This window comes from Caballeronia sp. LZ028 (genome assembly GCF_031451415.1).
Lineage (GTDB): Bacteria > Pseudomonadota > Gammaproteobacteria > Burkholderiales > Burkholderiaceae > Caballeronia > Caballeronia zhejiangensis.
Map to the genome: position 1 here is coordinate 1,986,250 of NZ_JARUXN010000001.1, position 15,153 is coordinate 2,001,402.

General features: G+C 63.9%; 16 protein-coding genes. 8 read left to right on the top strand and 8 right to left on the bottom strand.

What is annotated here, in order from left to right; all coding sequences use genetic code 11:
• Nucleotides 1-127: 127 nt before the first annotated feature.
• A complete protein-coding gene (locus QCE58_RS09365; protein ID WP_250521161.1) occupies nucleotides 128-637 on the bottom strand; it encodes an Rrf2 family transcriptional regulator in 510 nt (169 codons plus the stop codon).
• Between the two features lie 291 nt (nucleotides 638-928).
• Between QCE58_RS09365 and QCE58_RS09370 the strand changes: the two genes are divergently transcribed.
• On the top strand, nucleotides 929-1,474 hold the full coding sequence (locus tag QCE58_RS09370) for a group III truncated hemoglobin (protein ID WP_250521162.1): 546 nt from the start codon (nucleotides 929-931) through the stop codon (nucleotides 1,472-1,474).
• Nucleotides 1,475-1,480: 6 nt separating this feature from the next.
• Here the strand turns inward: QCE58_RS09370 and moaE are convergent, their stop codons facing one another.
• From moaE to glp, 3 genes are read right to left on the bottom strand one after another with little or no spacing between them, the layout of a single operon-like run.
• A complete protein-coding gene (gene moaE, locus QCE58_RS09375; protein WP_250521163.1) occupies nucleotides 1,481-1,945 on the bottom strand; it encodes a molybdopterin synthase catalytic subunit MoaE in 465 nt (154 codons plus the stop codon).
• A gap of 1 nt (nucleotide 1,946) precedes the next feature.
• Nucleotides 1,947-2,204 (bottom strand): molybdopterin converting factor subunit 1, encoded by a 258-nt coding sequence (gene moaD, locus QCE58_RS09380; protein ID WP_008349297.1) that lies wholly within the window; start codon nucleotides 2,202-2,204, stop codon nucleotides 1,947-1,949.
• A 4-nt stretch (nucleotides 2,205-2,208) separates the two neighbouring features.
• Complete coding sequence (gene glp / locus QCE58_RS09385; protein WP_341829813.1) at nucleotides 2,209-3,438, bottom strand: gephyrin-like molybdotransferase Glp; 1,230 nt, start codon at nucleotides 3,436-3,438, stop codon at nucleotides 2,209-2,211.
• Between the two features lie 243 nt (nucleotides 3,439-3,681).
• Here glp and QCE58_RS09390 point away from each other — a divergent pair, with 243 nt between their 5' ends.
• The 6 genes from QCE58_RS09390 (at nucleotide 3,682) to QCE58_RS09415 (ending at nucleotide 8,766) form a co-directional block, all read left to right on the top strand.
• A complete protein-coding gene (locus QCE58_RS09390; RefSeq protein ID WP_008349294.1) occupies nucleotides 3,682-4,227 on the top strand; it encodes an NUDIX hydrolase in 546 nt (181 codons plus the stop codon).
• A 48-nt stretch (nucleotides 4,228-4,275) separates the two neighbouring features.
• Nucleotides 4,276-5,007, top strand: a complete 732-nt coding sequence (gene aat / locus QCE58_RS09395; RefSeq protein ID WP_008349292.1) for a leucyl/phenylalanyl-tRNA--protein transferase — start codon at nucleotides 4,276-4,278, stop codon at nucleotides 5,005-5,007.
• A 112-nt stretch (nucleotides 5,008-5,119) separates the two neighbouring features.
• The gene (locus QCE58_RS09400) at nucleotides 5,120-5,947 is read left to right on the top strand and encodes an arginyltransferase (protein WP_033536383.1); all 828 of its coding nucleotides are present in this window, start codon (nucleotides 5,120-5,122) and stop codon (nucleotides 5,945-5,947) included.
• Nucleotides 5,948-6,043: 96 nt separating this feature from the next.
• Entirely contained in the window at nucleotides 6,044-7,066 is a 1,023-nt protein-coding gene (locus QCE58_RS09405) for a quinone-dependent dihydroorotate dehydrogenase (protein ID WP_008349289.1), read from the top strand.
• A gap of 114 nt (nucleotides 7,067-7,180) precedes the next feature.
• Nucleotides 7,181-7,981: a cystine ABC transporter substrate-binding protein gene (locus QCE58_RS09410; protein WP_250521164.1), complete on the top strand. Its 801-nt coding sequence runs from the start codon at nucleotides 7,181-7,183 to the stop codon at nucleotides 7,979-7,981.
• A gap of 125 nt (nucleotides 7,982-8,106) precedes the next feature.
• On the top strand, nucleotides 8,107-8,766 hold the full coding sequence (locus QCE58_RS09415; protein WP_034473185.1) for an amino acid ABC transporter permease: 660 nt from the start codon (nucleotides 8,107-8,109) through the stop codon (nucleotides 8,764-8,766).
• Nucleotides 8,767-8,801: 35 nt separating this feature from the next.
• On the opposite strand, the gene QCE58_RS09420 is transcribed toward QCE58_RS09415, so the two are convergent.
• The 4 genes from QCE58_RS09420 to QCE58_RS09435 form a co-directional block, all read right to left on the bottom strand.
• Nucleotides 8,802-9,794, bottom strand: coding sequence for a Gfo/Idh/MocA family protein (locus QCE58_RS09420; protein ID WP_250521165.1), 993 nt, complete (start codon nucleotides 9,792-9,794; stop codon nucleotides 8,802-8,804).
• Nucleotides 9,795-9,940: 146 nt separating this feature from the next.
• Nucleotides 9,941-10,693, bottom strand: a complete 753-nt coding sequence (locus QCE58_RS09425) for a FadR/GntR family transcriptional regulator (RefSeq protein ID WP_008349281.1) — start codon at nucleotides 10,691-10,693, stop codon at nucleotides 9,941-9,943.
• Nucleotides 10,694-11,176: 483 nt separating this feature from the next.
• On the bottom strand, nucleotides 11,177-12,328 hold the full coding sequence (locus tag QCE58_RS09430; protein WP_250521166.1) for a glycosyltransferase family 4 protein: 1,152 nt from the start codon (nucleotides 12,326-12,328) through the stop codon (nucleotides 11,177-11,179).
• A gap of 232 nt (nucleotides 12,329-12,560) precedes the next feature.
• Entirely contained in the window at nucleotides 12,561-13,094 is a 534-nt protein-coding gene (locus QCE58_RS09435; protein WP_008349278.1) for a GNAT family N-acetyltransferase, read from the bottom strand.
• Between the two features lie 377 nt (nucleotides 13,095-13,471).
• Between QCE58_RS09435 and QCE58_RS09440 the strand changes: the two genes are divergently transcribed.
• On the top strand, nucleotides 13,472-14,500 hold the full coding sequence (locus tag QCE58_RS09440; RefSeq protein WP_309779467.1) for a DUF1839 family protein: 1,029 nt from the start codon (nucleotides 13,472-13,474) through the stop codon (nucleotides 14,498-14,500).
• The last annotated feature ends 653 nt before the right edge of the window (nucleotides 14,501-15,153 follow it).

Sequence of the window (15,153 nt, forward strand, 5' to 3'; positions counted from 1 at the left end):
GTCACTTTCAAGCATCGTTTGGGCCGGAAAGTGCTCTTTTTGCTCTTCGACAATGGCGGCAGCCAACCGCCCAGGCTCTGAATTGACCTACGGCGTCCGGGTTTCGTTCAACGCGTGCCGGCTGGAATCACGAAGGCGCGCGAAGCGCCCCGGGCGCACCCACCGCAATCGGCGCGATGCTGACGATGCCGAGCAGAGCCGCCAGATCGTTCGCGGGTTGAGCGAGCTCGCCGACCGTGTGCTTGTCGAGTTCGGCGAGAAAGGCGTCGCGCGCGGCTGCCAGCACGCCGCGCAACCGGCAGGCCGGCTGAATGACGCAGCGCGCGTGCGACGAGGCTTGCCGATCCGCCGGCTGATTCACGAGGCAGCCCACGAGCGCGAAATCGCTTTCGGTTCTGCGCACGATGTCGCCGATCGTGAGGTCGTTCGTCCGCGATGAAAGTCTCAGTCCGCCGTTGCGGCCGCGCACGGTCTCGACCCACCCGAGTTCGCCAAGCTGCTGGACGATTTTCATCAGATGGTTCTTCGAAATGTCATATGCATCCGAGATTTCCTGAATCGTCGAAAGGCCGGAAGGTCGAACCGAGAGATAGAGCAGGACGCGCAGCGAATAATCGGTGTAATCGGTGAGTCGCATGATCTCGCGCGGAGAAAGTGGATGCAAAAGCGCATCGGGATTTCGACGAAACGCGCGTATCGTCAAGGAGTCCGCGTCAAGACGAGGGACGATGACACGAGCGGACGTGGCTGACTTACCATCGGCGCACCGCTCGTCCCGCGTCGTACCAAAATGCACGGAATCCGTACAAGCGTGCTTTTCGTACGGCTTGAGACGCGCGTCGACGAATCGGCCGCATGGATGCGCCATTTTGCGGCATCTTTACATTCTTCGCCGGAAAATATCTGATCCGCCTTCACTGTTTCAAAGATGACGAACACCGAACACCCTTCCGCCGATGCCTCGCGCGAATGCGCACCCAGCGAAGCCAATGTCCGCGCGCTGGTCGAAGCCTTCTATCGGCGCGTCGATGACGATGCGCTCCTCGGGCCGATCTTTTCGCGCGCGCTCGCCGGCCGTTGGGACGAGCATCTCGCCAAAATGACCACCTTCTGGTCGAGTCTCGTGCTCGGATCGAAGCAATATCGCGGCAACGTGCAGGAAGCGCATCGCCCGATCGACGATATCGAGCCGCAACACTTCGCGCGCTGGCTGTCGCTGTTTCTCAACACGGTCGAGTCGCGCTATGAGCCGGCCGCGGCCGTGCAGTTCATGGAACCCGCGCTGCGCATCGCGCAGAGCTTGCAGTTGAGCAAGTTCGGCTGGGACTACGAGATTCCCGTCGAGCAGCAGGAACTCCTCGCGGCGCTGAAGCGGCAGCGCACGGGCGGCGCGCCCGAGCCGCGCTTCCCCGAGCGTCCCGACGCCGAGCCGTTTCCCGCGAAGTTCATCGGCAAATCGGCCGACGAAAAATGACGCCGGTCAGGTCTGCCAGCGCGTGAGCGCCGTATCGTCGGACTCGCGCGCGTCGACCCAGCGTTCGCCCGCTTCGGTCTTCTCCTTCTTCCAGAACGGCGCCTGCGTCTTGAGATAGTCCATCACGAAGGCGCAGGATTCGAACGCCTCCGCGCGATGCATCGCCGTCGTCGCGACGAGCACGATCTGATCGAGCGGCTTGAGTTTGCCCACGCGATGCACGATCAGCACGTCCGAGCCGCGCCAGCGCTCGCGCGCCTGATCGGCAATCGTTTCGAGCGATTTTTCGGTCATGCCGGGGTAATGCTCGAGTTCCATCGTCTCGACGGCGCTGCCTTCGTTCAGATCGCGCACCGTGCCGACGAAACACGCGACCGCGCCCACTTTCGGATTGTCGGCGCGCAACGCGGCCACTTCCGCGCTGATGTCGAAATCGGCTTCCTGCACGCGGATTTTCGAACGCGTGTTCATCTCAGCCACCCGTCACAGGCGGAAAGAACGCCACTTCGCAACCCTCGGTGATGCGCTGTGACGGATTCGTCATCACGTGATTGCAGGCCATGCGCAATGCACGGCCTTCCGCGAGCGTCTCTTCCCACACGCCGCCGCGCATGCGCAGCCACGCGCGCACGTCGCCGACATTGACCACCGTGTCCGGCACGCTGACCGTCTCGTTCGCGACGCCCAGCGCCTCGCGCACGCTCGCAAAAAATCTCAAATCGATCTTCATTTCTCTACCGCGTCAGTTCTGAAAATGGGATGAAGCGCACGATCTCGCCCGCGCCGATCGCATGATTCGGCGGATTGTCGATGAGACCATCGCCCCAGACGGTCGATGTCAGCACGGCCGAGCTCTGATTCTCGAAGAGATCGAGGCCGCCCGACGCGTTCACGCGCGCGCGCAGGAATTCGTTGCGGCGATCGCCTTTTTTCTGGCTGAAGTCGGCGCGCATCGAATAGACGCGCGGCGCGACGTTCGTCACGCCCGCGAGCCGCAGCAGAAACGGCCGCACGAACAGCAGGAACGTGCAGAAACTCGAAACCGGATTGCCCGGCAAGCCGATGAAAAACGCCTCATCGCCAACCGCGCCGCCGCGCCGCACCGCGCCGAACGCGAGCGGCTTGCCCGGCTTCATCGCGATCTGCCACATCGAAATGCGTCCTTCGGCCTCGACCGCCGGCTTCACGTGATCTTCCTCGCCGACCGACACGCCGCCGCACGTCAGGATGAGATCGTGATCCGCCGCCGCGCGCCGCAAGGTTTCGCGCGTCGCGTCGAGCCGGTCCGGCACGATGCCGAGATCCGTCACCTCGCAGCCGAGCTTCGCGAGCAGCGCGCGCAGCGTGAAGCGGTTCGAGTTGTAGATCGCGCCGGGTTCGAGCGGCTCGCCCGGCATGCGCAGTTCGTCGCCGGTGAAGAAGATCGCGACGCGCACGCGCCGCACGACCTCGAGCTGCGCACATCCGACCGACGCCGCGAGCCCGAGCGCCTGCGGCGTCAGGCGCGTGCCCGCGGGCAGGATCACCGAGCCGCGCCGGATATCCGCGCCTTGTTGCGTGATCCACTCGCCCGCCGTGGGCGCCTGCCCGAACGCGACGCGCCCGTCGTCCGACGCTTGTGCCATTTCCTGCATGACGACGGCGTCCGCGCCGGGCGGCACCGTCGCGCCGGTGAAGATGCGCGCGGCCGTGCCCGCCGCGAGCGGCCCGGCCGCGTGTCCCGCCGGGATGCGCTGCGACACCCGCAACGTGACCGGCGCGCCTTCGCCCGCACCAGCGAGATCGGCGATGCGAACCGCGTAGCCATCCATCGCACTGGTGTGCATCGGCGGGACGTCGAGCGGCGAGGTCACGTCGGCGGCGAGCACGCGGTTCAGCGCATCGAGCGTGTCGACGCGCTCGCGGGCGTCGACCTGACGCGCGGCGTCGAGCAGACGGCCGAGCGCGTCGGCGGTGGCGAGCATCGGAGGACGGCTTGAAGCGGCTGGCGTGGATGACATGGCGTTCGGTTGGGACGCGCGCGGCGGCCTGATCGTGAAAGGGACATTGCAATTCCGGTCAACTATTGTAGCGAGAAGGCAGGCGTCGCACCTTCGCCGCCGGGCAAGCCGGACATGCGCCGCGACCGATACCGCAATCCATTCGCGCGCCTCAAAGCCGCGGCGGTGCGGTGATACACTCGCAGCACACTTCCCACGTCCATTTCCATGAAATTCTGTTCCCTCTGCGGCCACGAGGTCGGTCTCGCCATTCCGCCCGGCGACAACCGCGAGCGCTTCGTCTGCAACAACTGCGGCACCGTTCACTATCAGAATCCGCGCAATGTCGTGGGCACCGTGCCGGTGTGGGACGACAAGGTGCTGCTGTGCCGTCGCGCGATCGAGCCGCGTTACGGCTACTGGACGCTGCCCGCGGGCTTCATGGAAATGCAGGAAACGACGAGCGAAGGCGCCGCGCGCGAGACGCTCGAGGAAGCGGGCGCGCGCGTGGAGATTCAGAGTCTCTTCACGCTGCTCAACGTGCCGCACGTGCATCAGGTGCATCTGTTCTATCTGGCGCGGCTGCTCGATATCGAAGTCGATCCCGGCGAGGAGAGTCTGGAAGTGAAGCTCTTCGAGGAAAGCGAGATTCCGTGGGACGAGATCGCCTTTCCGACGGTCGGACAGACGCTGCGATTCTTCTTCGCCGATCGCGCCGCCGGCAACTTCACGCTGCATACGGGCGACATCTTCCGCACGCTGCGCGACGGCTGATTCCGCCGCTGTCCGACGAATCTCACTGAACGCCGCCCTCCCGAGAACATGGTTCCCTGGCTCGCCGACGACGATCCCTTCCCGCCCGTCGAGCGCGCGCTCGGCGCGGCGAGCGGTGCGCCGGGCCTGCTCGCCGCGAGCGCCGATCTTCTGCCGTCGCGGCTCATCGATGCTTACGGGCGCGGCATCTTCCCGTGGTATTCCGACGGCCAGCCCGTGCTGTGGTGGAGTCCCGATCCGCGCATGGTGCTGTTTCCGGCCGAGTTCAAGGTGTCGGATTCGCTGCGCAAGACCTTGAAGCGCGTGGTGCGCGATCCGGTCTGGGAGATCCGCGTCGACGACGATTTTCCCGCCGTGATGCGCGCCTGCGCCGACACGCCACGCGACGGCCAGCGCGGAACGTGGATCACGTCGGATATCGTGGATGCCTACACGACCTTGCATCGCGCAGGCAACGCGCACAGCGTCGAGACGTGGTTCGACGGCGTGCGCGTGGGCGGACTGTACGGCGTGTCGTTCGGGCGCATGTTCTTCGGCGAGTCGATGTTCGCGCACAAGACCGACGCGTCGAAAATCGCGCTTGCGGCGCTCGTCGGACACTTGCGCCGCAATCAAATTGAGATGATAGACTGCCAGCAGAACACGTCGCATCTGGCGTCGCTGGGCGGCCGCGAGATCGCGCGCCGCGCGTTCGTCGCGCATCTGAGACGGGCGACGGCGGAACCGGCGATCGGCTGGCGCTTCGACAAATCCGTCCTTCTCGACGTGCTGGCACGCTAAACGCTACACGCGTGATGCCCGAGCGACACATGCAATGCAGCCGCCGCGCGCCTGAAGACGATCTCGCGCGCCGGCCGGCAACGACGAGACGACGCCTGCGAGAGCCGCCAACGTGACACATCCGAACGAGCTGCCGCTGTCACCGCTTTCCGCGCTGCAATTCTATGCAACAGCGCCCTACCCTTGCAGTTATCTGGAAGGGCGTGTTGCACGCTCGCAGGTGGCCACGCCGAGCCATCTCATCAACTCCGACGTCTACACCGAACTCGTCAAGGCCGGCTTCCGGCGCTCGGGCGTCTTCACGTATCGACCGTATTGCGACGGCTGCCGCGCCTGCGTGCCGGTGCGCGTGCCGGTCGCGCGCTTCGTGCCGAACCGGGCGCAGCGGCGCGTCTGGAAGCTGCACGGCAATCTGATTGCGAGCGTCGCGCCGCTGCATTACGACGAAGAGCATTACGCGCTTTACATGCGCTATCAGTCGGCGCGTCACGCGGGCGGCGGCATGGACCGCGACAGCCGCGATCAGTACGAGCAGTTCCTGCTGCAAAGCCGGATCAATTCGCGGCTCGTCGAGTTTCGCGAACCCGCGCATCCGGGACATCCGGACGAGCCCGGCGAACTGCGCATGATCAGCATGATCGACATACTCGGCGACGGCTTGTCGTCTGTGTACACATTCTTCGAACCCGATCTGCCGAAGACGAGCTACGGCACCTTCAACATCCTCTGGCAGATCGAGCAGGCGAAAAGTCTCGACTTGCCGCACGTCTACCTCGGCTACTGGATCCGCGAAAGCGAAAAAATGGCGTACAAGGCCAATTTCCGGCCGCTGGAAGGTCTGATCGACGGCCGCTGGACGCTGCTCGATCCCGCGAACACGCACTCCGCGGGCGCGCTGCCGATGCCCGGGCGCATCAACGGCCCGAGCCAGCCGAAATAGCCGCTGAAGTCCCTCCCGCGCGCCCGGACCGGCACGCCGTCCGAAACCGCTAAAATAGCGGTCTTAAAAAAATTCGCCGTCGCCGGCTTTCATTTCGTGTTCAGTTCCCTCTATCCGATCGCGCGTTCGCATCTCTTCAAGATGGACGCGGAAGACGCTCATCATCTGACGCTGCGCATGCTCGGCGCGGCTGGCCGCACCGGGCTCGCCGGCATGCTCGCCAAGCGCGGCCCCGATTCGCCCCGCACCGTCATGGGCATCACGTTCCGCAATCCGGTCGGACTCGCGGCGGGGCTCGACAAAGACGGCGCGTGCATCGACGGGCTCGCGGCGCTCGGCTTCGGCTTCATCGAAGTGGGCACCGTGACGCCGCGCGCGCAACCGGGCAATCCGCGCCCGCGCATCTTCCGGCTGCCCGAGGCGAACGCGCTCATCAACCGGATGGGCTTCAACAATCGCGGCGTCGATCAGTTCGTCGCGAACGTCAAGGCCGCGCATTATCGCGGCGTGCTGGGACTGAACATCGGCAAGAACGCCGATACGCCGATCGAACGCGCCGCCGAGGACTATCTGTATTGCCTCGAGCGCGTCTATCCGTTCGCGAGCTATGTGACGATCAACATTTCGTCGCCGAACACGAAGAACCTGCGGCAGCTCCAGGGCGCGGGCGAACTCGATTCGCTGCTCGGCGCGCTCAAGGAAAAGCAGGCGCGGCTGTCCGATCTGCACGGCAAGCTCGTGCCGCTCGCGCTGAAGATCGCACCCGATCTCGACGACGAGCAGATCAAGTCGATCGCGGGCACGTTGCTGGCTCACAAGATCGACGGCGTGATCGCGACCAACACCACGCTTTCCCGCACCGCCGTGACCGGCATGAAGCACGGCGACGAAGCGGGCGGCCTGTCCGGGCGTCCGGTCTTCGACGCGTCGAACGAGGTCATCCGCAAGCTGCGCGCGGAGGTCGGGACCGACGTGCCGATCATCGGCGTAGGCGGAATTTTCTCGGGCGACGACGCGCGCGCGAAGCTCGCGGCGGGCGCGTCGCTGGTGCAGATTTATACAGGGCTGATCTATCGCGGTCCCGCGCTCGTGAAAGAGTGCGTCGAAGCGCTCGCGTGACGCCCCGATCCGGCATATAGACATAAGCAAACGATATTACGCAGCGATTGCGTTTTCACTATGATCGCCGCATCGAAAAAAAGACGCTGTGCCCATCAAGAGGAAAACAACACGATGAAACTGTCCACGCTCAAGAAGCTCGTCGCCGCCAGCCTGATCGGCGCGGCATTCACGGCCGTCACGACCGCCGCCCACGCCGAAGATCTGCTCGATCAGGTCAAGCAGCGCGGCACGCTGCGCGTCGGTCTCGAAGGAACCTTCCCGCCGTTCAACTCGAAAGCGCCGAACGGTGAACTGGTCGGCTTCGACGTCGATATCGCCAAGGCCGTCGCCGCCAAGCTCGGCGTGAAGCCCGAGTTCGTCACGACCGAATGGAGCGGCATCATCGCGGGCCTGCAGGCGGGCAAGTTCGACGCGATCGTCAACCAGGTCGGTATCACCGATGCGCGCAAGCAGACGCTCGATTTCTCGCCCGCCTACACGTACTCGAACGCGCAACTGATCCAGCGCAGCGACGACAAGCGCGAGTTCAAGTCGCTCGAAGAACTGAAGGGCAAGAAGCTCGGCGTCGGCCTCGGCACGAACTATATGGACATGGCGAAGTCGGTGCCGGGCATCGACGTGAAGACGTATCCGGGCGCGCCCGAGTATCTGCGTGATCTCGCCGCCGGGCGTCTGGACGCCGCGCTCAACGACCGCCTGATGCTCGCGTACTTGCTGAAGAATTCGCAATTGCCGCTGCGCACCGGCGCGAATGTCGGCGCGGGCAACCCGTCCGGCATTCCGTTCAAGAAGGGCAATCCGAAGTTCGCCAAGGCGATCGACGACGCCATGACCCAGCTCGAAGCCGATGGCACGTTCTCGAAGATTTCGGACAAGTGGTTCGGCATCGACGTGACGAAGCCGGCGAAATAAGACGCGCCGTTTCCGGCGTCGCGAGGGCGGCATCGTAACGGTGCCGCCCTTCTCTTTTGCCGGCTCGGTTTAATATGTGCCGGTTTGTTTCACTTCAGCACCGTTTCAGTCAACGCGTCTCTTAAATGTCCACGACATCCCTGCTCGTTCAATCGGCGCCCGTGCTGGCGCAAGGCGCGCTGCTGACGATCAAGTTCGCGCTCTACTCGATGTTCTTCGGCCTCATCGCGGCCGTCGTACTGGCGTTGATGGGCATCAGCCAGAACCGCGCGCTCGTCGCGATCGGACGCTGCTATGTCAGCGTGATGCGCGGCACGCCGCTGCTCGTGCAGATCTTCGTCATCTACTACGGCCTGCCGAGCCTCGGCATCTCCCTCGAACCGACGCCCGCGGGCGTGATCGCGCTGTCGGCGAACGTGGCCGCGTATCTGTCGGAAAGCATGCGCGGCGCGATTCTCGGCATCCACGCCGGGCAGTGGCTCGCGTCTTATAGCCTCGGACTGTCGCGCGCGCAGACGCTGCGTTACGTGATCGGGCCGCAGGCACTGCGCATCGCGGTGCCGAGCCTGTCGAACAGTCTCATCAGTCTGATCAAGGACACATCGCTCGTGTCGGTCATCACCGTGACCGAACTGTTGCGCAGCGCGCAGGAAGTGATCGCGGCGACTTATCAGCCGTTGCCGCTTTATCTGGCGGCGGCGTTCGTCTACTGGATTCTTTGCAGCGTGCTCGAATTCGTGCAGCGGATTTTCGAGCGGCGTCTCGCGCTGCCGGGGCGGCACTGATCGAAAACAAGCCGCTGAAAAGCGGCTTTTTCCCATTAGTCGGTTTCGAACGGAAACCTGAGATTCAAATCGCGCCGCGCGGCGTCGATGATCGCGATCATCCGCATCGACGTTGCGTGCGGCATGACCGGGCTCTCGGTTTCGCCGGCGCGCAGCAGCTCGCAGAAATGCGCGGTTTCGTAGTTGAGGCCGCCGCCCGAGAACGGCTCGTCGAGTTCGGCCTTTCTTCCGTCCGTATAAGCGATCGTCGCGCGCGATGGATTCCACCAGTTCTCGTGAATCGTCACCGTGCCGAGCGTGCCGCCGATGAGCGCATCGCCGCGGCCTTGCAGATCGAGTCCGCAGAACAGTTGCGCGATGCCGCGTTCGTGGCGCACGTTCAGGCTCGCGAAGACGTCGACGCCGGTCGCGCCGAGCCGTCCGATGGTCTGCACGTCGAGCGCCTCGCCGAGCCAGTCGACCGCGAGAAACGCCTCGTAAATGCCGATATCGAGCAGCGCGCCGCCGCCCGCGTCCAGCGAGAACGACGGATGATCGAGCGGCACGTTCGCCATCGAGCAGCCGGCCCGAACGAGACCGATTTCACCGATCGGATCGCTCTGCAAATGCTCGCGCAAGCGGCGATACAGCGGATAGAACGGCGGCTTCATCGCTTCCATGAACAACACGTTCGCCGCGCGCGCCGCGTCGATTATGCGTTGCAGCTCGCGCGCATTCACGGCCGCGGGCTTTTCGCACAACACGGGCTTGCCCGCCGCGAACGCGCGCAACGCGTACGCCGGATGGCTGTCCTGCAAGGTCGCGATGTAGAGCGCGTCGATGTTGGCGAGCAGCGCGTCGAAATCGGTGAATGCGCGGGCATCGAATGCATCGGCCAATGCGCGCGCCGGTTCTTCGCGGCGCGACCACACGCCCGCGAGCCGCGCGCCTTCGACGTGCGTGAGACTGTCGGCGAAGCGCCGCGCGATGCGTCCCGCGCCGACGATGCCCCAGCGGATCGTCTTTTCATCGATATTCGTATTGCTCAAGCCTGCCTCCGTGCGCCAGATTCGTCGTGCGACGCATTGTGCCTGATTGCGTCGCATGACGACTGCGCGCGGCGGGCTCAGACGGCAAAAAGCCGGGACATGTCCCGGCTCGATACATTCGATCGTCCGATGCGTTCGAGGACCCGCTACGCACCCGCGGACGCGTTCACGTTCGGCGACGCAGGCTGACTGTTCACGCGCTCCAGCGAGAACGCGCGCCCGACTTCTTCCGCGGCCAGGTCGACGAGCGCGCGCGTCGCGGCTTCGGCGGCGGCGGGATCTTTCGCCTCGATCGCCTCGACGACGCTCTTCTGCGCCGCGAGCGTCGCTTCGCGCACGGACTCGATGCCGTCGACGATCGGATTGACCGTCACCAGCGCGCCGCGCACGATCGCCGTCATCTGACGAAAGAACTGGTTGCCGCTCGCCGCGACGATGCGCGTATGCAGCACTTCGTCAGCCGCCTGATATTCCGGCTCGCCGACCTGCAGACGCGACAGCGTGTCGAATGCATCGCGAATCCCGGCGATTTCGTCGGGCGTCGCGCGCGCGGCGGCGAGCGCTGCGGCGCGCGGCTCGATCAGCATGCGGAATTCGATTACATCGCGTAAAAACGTCTGATCCGGCTTGGCGCGAAAGCGCCAGCTCACCACGTCCTCGTCGATGAGACGCCAGTCGCTCATCGGACGAATGCGCGTGCCGGTTTTCGGCCGCACATCCAGCATGTGCCGCGCGAGCAGCATCGAGAGCGCCTCGCGCATGACGGTGCGGCTCACGTCGAACTCCTTCGAGAGGATGTCCTGCGGTGGCAGTATCGCGCCATATTTTTGCTCGACGATCCCTGAGACGAGTCCGTCCATGACCTTCGCCACCAGCGATCGCTCTTTGTTGTCATCCATCTCGCTTCTCCCCTTCTCGCCTGTTCCGTAGCCGTGTGTATGAGCGCATCGCTTTCGCTTCCCGGGCTGCGAAAGGCACGACGGGTTCCCGACAGGTCCATTCGTCGTGCTTGATACGTTGCGTCTTCGTTGCTCCGAATGCCAGTTGGGAATTTCCTGACAGGGTAATCCCTCTGGCTTCGACGTCACTGTTTCGTTTTTTACTTCTTACCGCTTCACGTGCATCTCTTGCGCTCGCGCCGCGCGCGCGCAGGCATTCATCAGGGAAACTGAAGAATGGCTGCGTCGCGTCGCGGCGTGTGCGTTCTTTCGCGGCCCGCTGTTGCCATCGGACCGATCATGCACCCATTTGAGCAAGCATCTCGTAGGCTTTCTGTGCGAACGCGAACGGAAGCCGGCTCGCTTTTGCCTTTTGTATGATCGGATGGTTTGGACGAAAGTACCGTGGCGCGGTGCAAGCGGGGCGATTTGTCAGCCCTATGCTTAAATCGCGCCATCTGTCGTTCGGGGTGTGCGCGCGTCGAGATCGATCTGCCGGCGCTTCAATGCTTCGCGCTCCGTAAGCGCTTGCTGATACACCGCGAGGTACTCGTCGCAGACTCTTTCGACGGAAAGCTGGTGCAGGCCGTGACGCGCGCGCGCCGCCAGTTGCCCACGCGCCTGCCGGTCGAGCAGAAGCCAGCGCAGTTTTGCCGCTGCCTGCCCGATGTCGCTGGCGGGCACGAGCAGACCCGCAGCGCCGTCGTCGAGCATTTCGGGGATACCGCCCACGCGCGTCGCGACGATCGCGCAGCCGGCCTCGCGCGCCTCCGCGATCACGAGCGGACTCGGGTCCTGGCGCGAGAGCAGCGCGAATACATCGGCGCTCGCGAAATACGGCCGTGTATCGGCGACGAAACCCGTGAAGTGCGCGTTCTCCGCGATGCCGAGCTCGGCTGCCAGCGCTTCCATCGATCCGCGATCGGGGCCTTCGCCGACGAGATACAGATGCGGCTCCGCCATGAATTCGCGCTCGCTCGCGGACTGCTCGCGCACCTGCGCGAACGCCTGCAGAAGATCCGCAATCCCTTTCCTGCGATACATCCCCGCCACGCAGACGATATTCGGATGCTTGAGCCGCACCGGCTTCGCGGGCGGCCGCGTGATGAGCCGCGGCGCGCCGACGGCGCCGTTGAGCACGGTCGACAACCGCGCCGGCCCGATGCCGCGCGCCTCCAGATCGAGCGCCAGCGCGCGGCTCACGGCCACCATGCGATCGCCCGCGCGCACCAGCGCCGCGCTTTTCTGCAGTTCGTGATGCACCGTGGTGACGAGCGCGAAGCGCCGCCGCATGCTGCCGAAACGCGAAATGAGCGCGCCGGTCATCATGTGCGCGTGCACGATGTCGGGATCGAAACGATCGATGAGGCGATTGAATCCCGCGATCATCGACGGCACGCGCCACGGTTGCCGCGACTGCTGCAGCGAAACATGCGTGATGCCGTGGCGACGCAAAAGCGGCTCGAAGCCGCCGCCCGACGATGCGACCACGACGTCCTGCCCCATGCGCGCCTGCATGCAGGCGAGATCGACCATCATGTTGACGGTGCCGTTGCCGATCGTCTGCGCGTGATTGGCGAGATGGACTATTCGCATGAGATAGGCTGTTTGTGCGCTCGCCGGCCCATGCCGGCGGCGTCGATCTTATTGTTTCGAGGACGCGTCTCGAAGCGGCCTGCGCCGCGCCGATCGCGTTGTTATCGCGTTGTTATCGCTTTGTTATTGCCTCGATGCCCGGACGGTCCACGCCTTCGATGCTGCTGACTGCCGCGTTGGTTCTTTCGCCGCGCGCGCGGTTGCGGCGCACGCTGCGCGTCTCTGGTGGCGCTTACAGCAACTCGTACGTCGTGGCGTTGTCGCTCGCGGCGAACGGAGCCTTGCTCGCGCCCGATGCTTCGCGCGATTGCCGGCCCTTTCTCGTCAGACCGATGTACGGCATGCCGTGCTCGAGAAACGGCCCTTCGGTCTTGCGAAAGCCGAACGCCTCGTAGAAACCGCGCAGGCTCACCGGCGCGGTCAGCCGCACGCGGCGGCCGGGCCAACGCTCGGCGGTCACCGCGAGCACGCGTTCGATCAGGGCGTGCGCGGTGCCGTCGCCGCGACGCAGCGGGCTCGTCAAGATCTTGTCCACCACGACTTCCGGATCATCCGCGTCGCCCTCGTTGATGCGTGCATAGGCGAGCACGGGCATCGAACGGCTCATGTCCTCGGCGGCGAATACGTGCGTGCCGGTTTCATCGCGACCATCCGGGTCGAGATGGACATGCGACTGTTCGACGACGAACACCGCACTGCGCGCGCGCAAAATCAGATAAAGCTCCCGCGCAGTGAGTTGTTCGAAATCCAGCGTTTTCCAGTTCATCGATTATCTCCATGCTTTACCGGCAATTACCGGCGTTGCGACGATTGAACGTTACGTGCCGACCCGCCTGAATTCAGTGCGCCATCGCACCGACCCATGACGCGCGCGCCTTTCAAATAAGCTCGACCACACGCACAAAGGCGTCCCGGGGAAAAAGACGCCTTTCCGATGATCAATGCGACCGCGCTACAGCCCGGGTTGCGGGCTGCCGCGCGCGCGTCGCATGGCGTCGATAGCACTCGCGTAATACGGCACCTTCATGGGAAAATCACAATGCATACCGCCATCGAACGCGATAGAGACGCACGATTAAAAGCACATTCGCTCCATTGCGCACGCGGTATCGAACGCCGGCCTTTCCGGCCCGAGGTCACGGCATGAGCGCGTTCCATACGAGCGGTGTGACGGATTCAGGAGCAAGTCGTTCCCGCGTCGTGTCACTCGATCCCTTGCGCATGCGTGCGCGGCGGCATCACGCGCACGCGCTGCATCGCGGCGAGCGCATCTGGCGTGAAGCGGTCGCGCCCGTCGATCTGTGGATCGAAATTCTGCACGGCAACGGGCTCGAACCGCGCGCTGCGCTCGCGTTCGCCGTCGCTCAGGACTTCGAAGCCGATCAGTTCACGCTCGGCAAGCTGCCGTTCGAAGACATCGAAAAACTCTACGGCCTGCAAGTGCAGGAGCTTTCCGTGTTCGATTCGCTCGAAGAGCGCGCGCTCGTGCAGACGCGCCGCGCGAATATCGTGCTCGTCGAAGTCGATGCATTCTATCTGCCGGACACGCGCACGGCTTCGTATCGCCGCGAGCATGCGAAGACGACCATCGGCATCGATGTGATCGATCGCGATGCGCGGCGTCTCGGCTACTTTCATCACACGGGTTATCACCTTCTCGACGGCGAAGACTACGACGGCGTGCTGCGCTCGAATGCGACGCCCGAGCCGGCGCTTTTTCCGCACGTCGAGTTCGTCAAGCGCGTGCGCGAGCCGCTGTCGGGCACGCCGCTCGCGGAAGTATCGGCGGATCTGCTGTGCGCGCATCTGTTGCGGCGTCCGATGCACAATCCGATCACGCGTTGGCGCGCGGCGTTTCCCGAGCATCTCGATACGATGATTGCGCGCGGCGAATCGTATGCGCGTCATTACGCCTTCAACGTGATGAGGCAACTCGGCGCGAACTTCGAATTGCTCGCGCATTATCTGCAGTGGATGCGCGAACAAGGCTTCGACATTCCCGTGCAGACGTATGCGGGCGCGCGCAAGATCGCGAGCGAAACCATGGTGATGCAGTGCCGCCTCGCGCGCGCCCTTTCGCGCGGACGACGAGAGCTGTGCGAGACATCGTTCGACTTGATCGAGGATGCGTACGAACGCGTGATTCCTCCGCTTGCGGACATCGTGTGCTGAACGTTGATGTCGAACCGCGATTCGCACGCGCTTTCATCTCGGCAGCGACTGTTTAAAAAGACACATTTCAACCCTTGTTTCAAGGGTTTTTTCACTCGCTTACCTTCGCGTCTTATGCGGGTTTTTATGACCTGGTGATGTCGCCGCGAGAATCTGTGCGCGACGGTTTCTCCGCGTTAATGAGTTCCGCATGAGATTGTCCCTCGATGAAACATTTCAGGGCATCGCGTGCACGACTGAAATGCGCTGCGCCCGACCATGAATCCGATGAATGACGCGCAAACGTTTCACGGCGGCTAGTCGCGTGCCGAACTCGCGAGAGGGCCGCTACAAGGCCTATGTGGGCTACTCCTCGCCGAAAGCCGCGCTACAGAGGCGCTTATGCGCGAGGAATCGCACACGCAGATTTCACTTCGTGCAACGGGCGCAACGTTTCCGCTTCATGCAACGCCGCGCGGAAGACTTTTCCCGATACCGGCAAAGCCTTATCCGGCAAGGCTTCGTGGGGAATCAAGCAGCACTCGGATAAACACGCGTTCGCCAGCCCACGGAGCCGATGGAACACGGATGAATCATTTTCCATTGTCCCTACGAAAGAAGGTGGTATGTCGAAGGGATGTCGACCCGTGAGGCTTGTCGCACCGTGGTCAAAA

Excerpts from the sequence above, each read along its gene's own strand:
- QCE58_RS09365 (WP_250521161.1), bottom strand. The coding sequence starts at position 637 with ATGCGACTCACCGATTACACCGATTATTCGCTGCGCGTCCTGCTCTAT.
- QCE58_RS09370 (WP_250521162.1), top strand. The coding sequence starts at position 929 with ATGACGAACACCGAACACCCTTCCGCCGATGCCTCGCGCGAATGCGCA.
- moaE (WP_250521163.1), bottom strand. The coding sequence starts at position 1,945 with ATGAACACGCGTTCGAAAATCCGCGTGCAGGAAGCCGATTTCGACATC.
- moaD (WP_008349297.1), bottom strand. The coding sequence starts at position 2,204 with ATGAAGATCGATTTGAGATTTTTTGCGAGCGTGCGCGAGGCGCTGGGC.
- glp (WP_341829813.1), bottom strand. The coding sequence starts at position 3,438 with ATGCTCGCCACCGCCGACGCGCTCGGCCGTCTGCTCGACGCCGCGCGT.
- QCE58_RS09390 (WP_008349294.1), top strand. The coding sequence starts at position 3,682 with ATGAAATTCTGTTCCCTCTGCGGCCACGAGGTCGGTCTCGCCATTCCG.
- aat (WP_008349292.1), top strand. The coding sequence starts at position 4,276 with ATGGTTCCCTGGCTCGCCGACGACGATCCCTTCCCGCCCGTCGAGCGC.
- QCE58_RS09410 (WP_250521164.1), top strand. The coding sequence starts at position 7,181 with ATGAAACTGTCCACGCTCAAGAAGCTCGTCGCCGCCAGCCTGATCGGC.
- QCE58_RS09415 (WP_034473185.1), top strand. The coding sequence starts at position 8,107 with ATGTCCACGACATCCCTGCTCGTTCAATCGGCGCCCGTGCTGGCGCAA.
- QCE58_RS09425 (WP_008349281.1), bottom strand. The coding sequence starts at position 10,693 with ATGGATGACAACAAAGAGCGATCGCTGGTGGCGAAGGTCATGGACGGA.
- QCE58_RS09430 (WP_250521166.1), bottom strand. The coding sequence starts at position 12,328 with ATGCGAATAGTCCATCTCGCCAATCACGCGCAGACGATCGGCAACGGC.
- QCE58_RS09435 (WP_008349278.1), bottom strand. The coding sequence starts at position 13,094 with ATGAACTGGAAAACGCTGGATTTCGAACAACTCACTGCGCGGGAGCTT.
- QCE58_RS09440 (WP_309779467.1), top strand. The coding sequence starts at position 13,472 with ATGAGCGCGTTCCATACGAGCGGTGTGACGGATTCAGGAGCAAGTCGT.